General features: G+C 70.2%; 1 protein-coding gene and 1 pseudogene. Both read left to right on the top strand.

Annotated features, from left to right (window positions below; all coding sequences use genetic code 11):
- On the top strand, positions 1 to 939 hold a 939-nt coding region (gene pheS / locus HUK84_RS18205; protein WP_176641497.1), incomplete at its 5' end, for a phenylalanine--tRNA ligase subunit alpha.
- Positions 940 to 942: 3 nt separating this feature from the next.
- Positions 943 to 1415, top strand: a pseudogene (locus HUK84_RS18200) (phenylalanine--tRNA ligase subunit beta); the annotation flags it as partial.

Here is a 1415-nt window from a genome sequence, read left to right as displayed (position 1 = left end):
GAACTCGGCCGCATGTCGCCCGATCAGCGCAAGCTGCGCGGCGCCGCCGTCAACCGCCTGCGCGACGAACTCACCCGCGCGGTCGAGGCCCGCGGCGCCGAGATCGAATCCGCCCTGCTCAATGCCCGCCTCGCCGCCGAACGGGTCGACGTCACCCTGCCCACCCGTCCCGAGCAGCGCGGCACCCTGCACCCGATCAGCCGCACGATGGAGGAAATGGCCGCCATCTTCGGCGCCATGGGCTTCAAGGTCGCCGAAGGCCCGGACATCGAAACCGATTGGCATAATTTCTCGGCGCTCAACACGCCCGACCACCATCCGGCCCGCACCGACCAGGATACGTTCTACCTGCCCGCGCAGGCGGGCTCCGGGCGCGAGCGCGTGCTGCGCACCCAGACCTCGGGCGTGCAGATCCGCACCATGCTGGGCCAGGAACCGCCGATCCGCATCATCGCGCCGGGCCGCACCTACCGCGCCGACCATGACGCCACCCATTCGCCGATGTTCCATCAGTGCGAAGGGCTGGTGATCGACCGCGGCATCACGCTCGCCCATCTCAAGGGCTGCCTGACCGACTTCCTGCGCGCCTATTTCGGCCAGCCCGACCTGCCGGTGCGCTTCCGCGCCTCCTATTTCCCCTTCACCGAACCCTCGATGGAGGTCGATATCGCCTGGTCGCGCCAAAGCGGCGAGATCGGCGCCGGCAGCGACTGGCTCGAAGTCCTCGGCTCGGGCATGGTCCATCCGCGCGTGCTGGCCAATTGCGGCCTGGACCCGCGCGAATGGCAGGGCTTCGCCTTCGGGATGGGGATCGAACGCCTGACCATGCTGCGCCACGGCATCCCGGACCTCCGCTCGTTCTACGAAAGCGACGTGCGCTGGCTGCGCCATTACGGCACCAGCCCGCTCTCGCCGGCCCTGCTGCATGAAGGTCTGTGACCGATGAAGTTCACCCTGTCCTGGCTGCGCGACCATCTCGACACCACCGCGTCGGTCGAGGAGATCTGCGCCAAGCTGAACGCGATCGGGCTCGAGGTCGAATCCGTCGCCGATCCCGGCGCCGCCCTGGTCCCCTTCCGCACCGCCCGCATCATCGAGGCCGCGCAGCACCCCAACGCCGACCGGCTGCGGGTCTGCCGGGTCGATGCCGGCCCGGGCTTCGACCCGGTGCAGGTCGTCTGCGGCGCGCCCAATGCCCGCACCGGGCTCGCGGTCATCTTCGCCCCGCCCGGCACCTACATCCCGGGCCTCGACACCACCATCAAGGCCGGCGCCATCCGGGGCGAGACCAGCGGCGGCATGCTCTGCTCGCTGCGCGAACTCGGGCTGGGCGACGCGCATGACGGCATCGCCGAACTGCCCGACGACACCCTGCCCGGCCAGTCCTACGCCGCCTTCGCCGGCCTGGACGACCC

The organism is Nguyenibacter vanlangensis (assembly GCF_013376155.1).
Taxonomy (GTDB): Bacteria; Pseudomonadota; Alphaproteobacteria; order Acetobacterales; family Acetobacteraceae; genus Gluconacetobacter; species Gluconacetobacter vanlangensis.
This window is presented reverse-complemented; position numbering and strand designations above follow the sequence as displayed.